7 protein-coding genes are annotated in these 6,900 nt (G+C 71.7%); all 7 read right to left on the bottom strand.

Translation table 11 applies throughout. The features are described from left to right. Positions 1-326 precede the first annotated feature (326 nt). From DRB06_RS02825 to DRB06_RS02795, 7 genes are read right to left on the bottom strand one after another with little or no spacing between them, the layout of a single operon-like run. On the bottom strand, positions 327-683 hold the full coding sequence (locus tag DRB06_RS02825; RefSeq protein WP_083565799.1) for a chorismate mutase: 357 nt from the start codon (positions 681-683) through the stop codon (positions 327-329). Next, positions 680-1,972, bottom strand: a complete 1,293-nt coding sequence (gene clpX / locus DRB06_RS02820) for an ATP-dependent Clp protease ATP-binding subunit ClpX (protein WP_108967867.1) — start codon at positions 1,970-1,972, stop codon at positions 680-682. The genes DRB06_RS02825 and clpX overlap by 4 nt, the downstream gene beginning before the upstream one ends. Continuing rightward, the gene (gene brnQ / locus DRB06_RS02815) at positions 1,956-3,542 is read right to left on the bottom strand and encodes a branched-chain amino acid transport system II carrier protein (RefSeq protein ID WP_309300320.1); all 1,587 of its coding nucleotides are present in this window, start codon (positions 3,540-3,542) and stop codon (positions 1,956-1,958) included. The genes clpX and brnQ overlap by 17 nt, the downstream gene beginning before the upstream one ends. Continuing rightward, the gene (locus DRB06_RS02810; RefSeq protein WP_073330584.1) at positions 3,535-4,506 is read right to left on the bottom strand and encodes a diaminopimelate epimerase; all 972 of its coding nucleotides are present in this window, start codon (positions 4,504-4,506) and stop codon (positions 3,535-3,537) included. The genes brnQ and DRB06_RS02810 overlap by 8 nt, the downstream gene beginning before the upstream one ends. 29 nt (positions 4,507-4,535) lie before the next feature. Then, positions 4,536-5,513: a tRNA (adenosine(37)-N6)-dimethylallyltransferase MiaA gene (miaA, locus tag DRB06_RS02805; protein WP_111819088.1), complete on the bottom strand. Its 978-nt coding sequence runs from the start codon at positions 5,511-5,513 to the stop codon at positions 4,536-4,538. Then, positions 5,510-6,205 carry a YbjN domain-containing protein gene (locus tag DRB06_RS02800; protein WP_111819087.1) on the bottom strand — a complete coding sequence of 232 codons (696 nt, stop codon included), beginning with the start codon at positions 6,203-6,205 and terminating at the stop codon, positions 5,510-5,512. Before DRB06_RS02800 ends, miaA begins: the two co-directional genes overlap by 4 nt. Next, complete coding sequence (locus DRB06_RS02795) at positions 6,202-6,675, bottom strand: YbjN domain-containing protein (RefSeq protein WP_073330589.1); 474 nt, start codon at positions 6,673-6,675, stop codon at positions 6,202-6,204. The genes DRB06_RS02800 and DRB06_RS02795 overlap by 4 nt, the downstream gene beginning before the upstream one ends. Between the last annotated feature and the right edge of the window lie 225 nt (positions 6,676-6,900).

The following is a 6,900-nucleotide window of genomic DNA, read 5'->3' as shown; positions in this document are numbered from 1 at the left end:
ACACCAAGTGTCACCGATGTCCTGACACAAAACTGTCACCGATGTCCTGAGACATCACACCCACGAACCGTCGCAGGAACTGCCGAATCGTCGACCGCAACACGCGAACCGTCGGGCGAGGGCGCGAACCGTCGTGCATGATCCACCGCGCGCTCTCCCAGCCAACACGCACTCCCACCAATCGCGCCACGTGCCGCGCTACCGGGACACGCGCGCCAACCACCACCGACAGCCCAGGGCACCCTCAAGCACGAAGAACTCGGAAAGCCGCCGTCAGTCCTATCGGTTCTGCGCCCCACGAAGGACGCATGGGAGTCGGGAAAGGCTCACTCGTCTCCTTCTTTGCCGTCCCGGATGGCCTCGTGGTGGCGGATCACCTCGGCGACGATGAAGGCGAAGAACTTCTCGGCGAACACCGGGTCCAGGCCCGCCTCCTCCGCGAGCGCCCGCAGCCGGGCCACCTGCTGCTCTTCACGAGCCGGATCCGAGGGTGGCAGGTGTAGTTCCGCCTTGAGCCGGCCCACCTGCCGGGTGCAGCGGAAGCGCTCCGCCAACAGGTGGATGAGGGCGGCGTCGAGGTTGTCGATGGTGGCCCGGTAGGCCGCCAGCTGCGGCGGCACCGGGGCGGGCGCACCCGACGGCGCCCCCGGTCCTGCCTGCGGCTGCGGCGGCTGGCTGCTCATGCGGTGCGGGTCCTGCCCTTGGAGGTGGCCGACAGGGTGCCGCTGCCGTGCTCGTAACGGGGGCTGCCGATGCCGCGCACGGCCTCGGCGTCGACGACGACGCGGCCGACCTCCGGCATGGAGGGCACCTCGAACATGGCCTGCCCGAGCACCTCCTCCACGATACTGGTCAGCCCGCGAGCACCGGTCTTGCGCTCCAGTGCGAGGGTCGCAATGGCCCGGATGGCCTCGTCCGTCAACTCCAGTTCCACACCGTCGAGGCTGAACAGGTACTCGTACTGGGTCAGTAGGGCGTTCTTCGGTTCGGTCAGCACCCGCACCAACTCGTCCACGCCCAGGTCGTGCACGGTGGCGATCACCGGCAGCCGACCGATGAACTCGGGGATGAGCCCGAACTTGTGCAGGTCCTCGGGACGCACCGGCGTGGCGAACACGTCCTCACCCTGCTCCTTGGCAAGAGTGGCACCGAAGCCCACGTTCTGGGCGCCGGCCTCGCGGCGACGGCGTTGGCGGACGATCTCCTCGATGCCGGAGAAGGCGCCGGCGGCGATAAACAGGATGTTCGTGGTGTCGATCTCCAGGAACTCCTGGTGGGGGTGCTTGCGTCCGCCGCCCGGCGGCACCGACGCGGTGGTGCCCTCGATGATCTTCAGCAGGGCCTGCTGCACGCCCTCCCCGGACACGTCGCGGGTGATGGAGGGATTCTCCGCCTTGCGGCCGATCTTGTCGATCTCGTCGATGTAGATGATGCCCTTCTCGGCGCGCTTGACGTCGCCGTCTGCGGCCTGGATGAGCTTGAGGAGGATGTTCTCCACGTCCTCGCCCACGTAGCCGGCCTCGGTCAGGGCGGTGGCGTCGACGATCGCGAAGGGCACGTCCAGCAGGCGGGCCAGGGTACGGGCCAGGTGTGTCTTGCCGGTGCCGGTGGGCCCCAGCAGCAGGATGTTGGACTTGCCCAGCTCCAGCCCGTCCCCCTCGGCGACAGCACGCTCACGCATCTGGACGCGCTTGTAGTGGTTGTATACGGCCACGCTCATGGCGCGCTTGGCGTCTTCCTGGCCGATGACGTACTGGTTCAGGAAGTCGAAGATCTCCTGCGGCTTGGGCAGTTCGAGCGGGACACCAGAGCTGGACGCGCCCAGTTCCTCATCAATGATCTCGTTGCACAGTTCGATGCACTCGTCGCAGATGTAGACGCCTGGTCCCGCGATGAGCTTCTTGACCTGCTTCTGACTCTTGCCACAGAAGGAGCACTTGAGAAGGTCGACGCTCTCAGCGCTGCGTGCCACCTGGATTCCCTCCCGTTTTCGGGTGCGCCCGCCACGCGCGGACACCGCCCCAGCCTACGGGGAGTAGGCCGCCACGGCTATAGTCAAACGGCCGGTGTGTTGACACCAATCCCTGGGCGAACTCCCGCAGGTGCCCGTATCCCCTGGGCAGGCGGTGCTCCATCAGTGCCCGGAGGCGGTGCGACCCCAGCGCCCGGAGCGCAGGTCCGCAGCAATCCCCCAGGGCGCCGGCCACGAGCGTAGGCAGGATCCAACCGGTGGTGTCATTCCAGTGGCCGGTGGCCGCCAGCAGCTGCGCGGGAGCATCCACCCCGAAGCCGGCCAGGGCCGCAACCAGCCCCAGCAGCCCGGCCACGCCCACCGGCACCCGGTAGGCGGCCCGGAGGTGTCCGGGGGCGACGGCGTCGATGAGCGCGACCAGCACCAGCGTGATCGCCACGGGATACAGCAGCAGCGTCACCGGCGTGATGACCGCGATCATGGCGCGCAGGCCCAGGTTGGCCAGGCCGAAGGAGATGACCGCGCCGGCCAGCAGTTGCGCATGCGGGCGCAGCCGCGCCGGGACCGGCAGGGCGGGCAGCGCCGCCGTGGCGTAACCGGCCCAGGCGGACAGCAGCCCCACGCTGGTGGTCAGGCAGGCCAGCAACACGATGGCCGCGAAGATCACTACCCCCCAGTCGCCCAGTGCCCGGGCCGCGGCCGCACGCAGCAGGGCGGTGCCGTCGTCGGCGGCGCCCGGGGTGCGCTCACCGATCAGGGCCAGCCCCACATACACCGCTGCCAGCAGGCCCGCGGCCAGGGCCCCGGAGGCGGCGGTGGCCCGCACCACCGCGCGCGGGGTGCGCAGGCCCCGGCCGTGCAGCGTGGTGATGACCACGATGCCGAAGACGGTTGCCGCCAGCACGTCCATGGTCAGGTAGCCGCGGGTGAGCCCGATGGCGACGGGGGCGGCGGCGTAGTCCGGCGCGGCTGGACGCGTCACCACCGGTTGGGAGGCGACCACCACCGTGCACAGCACGGCGATCAGCGCCAGCAGCGCGGGGGTGAGCCAGCGGCCGATCGTGTCGGCCAGGTGGCTGGGCCGGGCCGCCACCGCCACAGACGCGGTGAAGAAGACTGCCGCATGGGCCGGCAGCGCCCAGTGGCCCGCGTCGACCCCTGCCAGGCCCAGCAGCGGGCGAATGGCCAGCTCATAGGAGACGGTGGCCACCCGCGGCACCGCGTACAGCGGACCGATGGACAGGTAGACCGCCAGCGGCATCAGCGCACCGAAGCGCGGCCCCACGCGCCGGGCCAGGCCCACGATCCCCTCTCCGGAGGTGGACACGGCGACCACGGCCGCCAGCGGCGCCACCACCCCGGTCGCCAGGAACCCGACCAACACGGCGGGCAGGTGTGCGCCGGCCGACGCGCCCAGGACCGGTGGAAAAACCAGGTTGCCGGCGCCGAAGAACAGGGCGAACAGCATCAGTCCGGTGGTGGCGATGGTCGCCGGGCCGGCTCCTCCGCCGGGCGTGGGGCGGGCGGTGTTCACGGTGGCCGGGGCGGGGGCCGCCGTGCGCTCAAGCAAGGGTGATCCGCCCGACCAGGTTCACCGGTCCGGTGAGTACCGGGGAGGCGCCGTCGGTGAGCGGGGCGGCGCCAACGTGCACGCCGACCTCGCCGCCGGGCAGGCGCAGCAGATAGTCCGCGGGCGCACCGTTACCGGTCCATTCATGCAGGGCCAGCGCCGCCGCGCAGCTGGCCTCGGCGCTGGCGCGCACCTCCCCAACGCCCGGCGTCAGCACGCGCACGCGGGCACGACCGACGGTGGTGCCGGTCTCCGGGTCGGCGTGTTCGCCAAGCGGCACCAACAGTTCCAGGGTCGGAGGCGTTAGCGGCGCCGGAGTGTAGGCGATCGACTCGCTCGCGGCGGGATCGCCAAGCTCGGCGGCATCCAACTCGGCCTCCTGCTCGACGGCGACGACGGCGTGCCGGCCCGACAGGTTCAGGCTGAGGGCGGCCCGTTCCCCGGCCAGGCCCGGGATCGACACGGCGGTGTCCCAGCCCTCCGCGGCGGCGTCCGCGGCCGGATCGGTCACCTCCGCCAGGTGGGCGGGGCCGACGTCGACGGCCCACAACTCGCCCAGGCGGGTGACGGTGCGGGCACCGCCGCGGGTGCCGATGGTGATGGCAGCGCCGTCGGCGAGGGACACCAGGCCCTCGGCGTCCAGTACGGCGGCCAGCAGGCGGCAGGCGTCGCCGTAGGTGGGTGCGGCGCCGGCCGTGGGGGCGCCGTCGGGGCGGTAGTAGTCCAGGAACCATTCGGCCTCGGGGACGGCGGCGCGGAACGCCCCGGTTCCGGGCAGGGCGGCGGTGCGCACTACCCGTACCAGGCCGTCGGCGCCCAGGCCCGTGTGCGGGTCGCAGACTGCGGCGACGTCGGCGGCGGTGAAGGCGGCCTCCCGCTCGGGGTCGACGAGCAGCAGGAGGTCGGAGCCGGCGGCGTGGCCCTTGATGAGGGTGCGGCCGGCCAGGCCGGGGGCAATGGTCATGGGGTCACCCTATTGCCTAACCGGAGCTGTCACTGTCCGGCCCGGGCGTGGGTCTCCGCCGCCTGCACGAGGCGGGCGGCTTCGGCGACGATGCGCGCACGCTCCCCACTCGCCCAGGTGACCCCGTTGGCGGCGACGTCGAGCCAGTGCACGCGCGGGTCGCGGCGGAACCACTTCAGCTGCCGGGAGGCGAGTTTGCGGGTGGCGGCGGCAGTGGCGGCGACCGCCTCCGATCGTGACATGCGGCCGTCGAGTACGGCGATGGCCTGGGCGTAGCCGATGGCGCGCGGCGCGGTCGGGCCCTCCCGCAGGCCGTCCTCGAGCAGGCCGGCAGTCTCCTCCAGCAGGCCGGAGGTGAACATGGTCTCGGCGCGCACGTCGATGCGCCGGTTCAGGACGTCGCGGTCCCAGCGCAGCGCCAAGTGCACGGTGGGGACGAGGTCGGCGTAGCGGGGCAGCGAGGCGGAGAAGGGACGGCCGGTGAGCCGCACCACCTCCAGGGCGCGCACAATGCGCCGCGTGTTGCCCGGCTCAATGCGCGCGGCGGCTTCCGGGTCCACCCGTTGCAGCTCCTGCCGCAGAGCGGCGGTGCCCTCGACTCGGGCGCGTTCCTCCAGCGCGGCACGCAGCCGGGGGTCGGTGCCGGGAAAGTCCAGGGCGTCGGTGACGGCGCGCACGTACAGCCCGGAGCCGCCCACGATGACGGCCCGGTTGCCGCGCTCGGTGATGCCCTTTAGGTCGGCGCGGGCATGGAACTGGTAGGCGGCGACGCTGGCCTCCTGGCGCACGTCCAGCACGTCGAGTTGGTGGTGGGGGTAGCCGCGGCGCTCGGCGAAGGGGAGCTTGGCGGTGCCGATGTCCATGCCGCGGTAGAGCTGGAAGGCATCGGCGTTGACCATCTCGGCCGCCCCGCCCAGGGCATCGGCCAGGTCCAGGGCGAGCTCGGATTTACCGGTGGCGGTGGGACCGACCACCGCCACCTGCACCGGCGGGATCTGGGCGCTCACAGCTCGGGCAGCAGGGGTTGGACCCGGCTGAGGGCCTGGGTGCAGGAGGACAGGGCGGTGTCCAGATGCAGGCGCAGCTGAGCGTCGGTGACGCCCGGCTCCATCCCCACCAGGTAGGTGGCACGCACCAGCGGACCGGCCGGAGTGTCCACGAGGGCGACGGTCGGGAAGTACTTGTCGCGGTTCCAGTCGTTGACGGAGGCCGCCAGCTCGTCGCGTTCGCTCCCACCGGCCGGCTTCTCCCAGTCGCCGGACACCAGCAGCCAGTCGTCGTGGCCCTCGGGAATCTCAATGACGAAGGGGAAGCCGTCCCAAGTGCCCAGCAGGCATACGTGGCCATCCTCGCGGTGCCGGCGCACCCCGTAGCCCATCGGACCGGTGAGCATGGCCTCGATGCGATCCAGGGTCAGTGGGGTGGGCAATTCGCCGTTGTCGGGCCCGCGTGTGGTGCCGCGGGCGACCTGCGCCGAGCCGGACTGCGAGTCGGCTCGGGTGTCGACGCGCTCGGGGTAGTCGATGTCGAAGTCGGACAGGTCCATCGGCCCGGGGTGGCGCAGCCGACGCCCGCCCTCGCGGTGGATTTGCCGCACGTCGGGCGGGTTGTCCTGGTCGCCGGGAACGCGCTCATCCCAGGACTTGCCGAACAGGCGGGCGATAAAACCGGTCCAACGCCGGCCGGGCCGACGGCTCATGGCTCCAGCCTTCCGCGGATGGGGTCCGGGAAGACATCCTCCGCCTCCCGCATGAGGGCGACGATGAGCCGGCAGCCGGTGAAGATGAAGTCCTCGAGCTGCGCGTCGGTCATGCCGGCGCCCAGCGGATAGGTGACCTCCCCGTGCAGCCGCACCACGCCGCCGTCGGCAATCGTCAGGTAGGCCTTGGGACCGATGCGGGTGGCGTTCCAGTCCTCCACCAGGCGGCGCAGTTCAGCCAGGTGCTCGGTGTCGGCGATGCGGTGCCACACGCCGCGCAGCTGCAGGGCGCGGTCGCCCTGGAAGATGGCGTGGACGGTGACGTAGCGCCAGGGGATACCGACGTCGCCCTCATCGTCGAGGAAGAAGCGCAGGCCCAGGCGACGCACGCAGTCCATGACGCGGTCGACGTCCACCGGAGCCGGGGCTGCGGGGGCGTCGGCGGCGCTGGCGGGTTCGAACTGCGGCATGACACCAGCGTAACGGGCAGCCCGAGTGTTTCCCATGTGGCTTCGCGGACGGCTGCGCGGCACGCAACCGGCGGGAGAGGTTGGGGCGAAGGCGTGGCGGGGCTGGCGGGAGCGGCCCGAGGCACGAGGGCCGCGGATGACGGGCCGGGCCCCAGGCTATCGGCGAGCGGGAGAGGTTGGGGCGAAGGCGTGGCGGGGCTGGCGGGAGCGGCCCGAGGCACGAGG

It is taken from the genome of Actinomyces sp. Z5 (assembly GCF_003287795.1).
Lineage (GTDB): Bacteria > Actinomycetota > Actinomycetes > Actinomycetales > Actinomycetaceae > Actinomyces > Actinomyces glycerinitolerans.
This window is presented reverse-complemented; position numbering and strand designations above follow the sequence as displayed.

Excerpts from the sequence above, each read along its gene's own strand:
- DRB06_RS02825 (WP_083565799.1), bottom strand. The coding sequence starts at position 683 with ATGAGCAGCCAGCCGCCGCAGCCGCAGGCAGGACCGGGGGCGCCGTCG.
- DRB06_RS02810 (WP_073330584.1), bottom strand. The coding sequence starts at position 4,506 with ATGACCATTGCCCCCGGCCTGGCCGGCCGCACCCTCATCAAGGGCCAC.
- DRB06_RS02800 (WP_111819087.1), bottom strand. The coding sequence starts at position 6,205 with ATGAGCCGTCGGCCCGGCCGGCGTTGGACCGGTTTTATCGCCCGCCTG.
- DRB06_RS02795 (WP_073330589.1), bottom strand. The coding sequence starts at position 6,675 with ATGCCGCAGTTCGAACCCGCCAGCGCCGCCGACGCCCCCGCAGCCCCG.